The 238-nt window shown below is 59.7% G+C and carries 1 pseudogene; it reads left to right on the top strand.

From position 1 onward, the window contains the following. Positions 1–238: pseudogene (locus SB816_RS34705) on the top strand (IS21 family transposase); the annotation flags it as partial.

Raw genomic sequence — 238 nt, 5'->3', positions numbered from 1 at the left:
CTACCAGTTCGACTGGAGCCACGAGATTGTCGTGCTGAACGGCGTGACGACGACGGTGAAGGTTGCGCATATCCGGCTCTGCCACAGCCGGATGATGTATGTGAGAGCCTATCCGCGCGAGACGCAAGAGATGGTCTTCGACGCCCATGACAGGGCGTTCGCTTTCTTCGGCGGGGCCTGCACGCGCGGCATCTATGATAATATGAAGACCGCGGTGGAGACGGTCTTCGTCGGCAAG

Origin of the sequence: Achromobacter sp. SIMBA_011 (assembly GCF_046535435.1) — a bacterium.
In the GTDB taxonomy this organism is placed as follows: domain Bacteria; phylum Pseudomonadota; class Gammaproteobacteria; order Burkholderiales; family Burkholderiaceae_B; genus Achromobacter; species Achromobacter dolens.
Note: the sequence above shows the minus strand (reverse complement) of the source record. Positions and strands in the feature narration are given on the sequence as shown.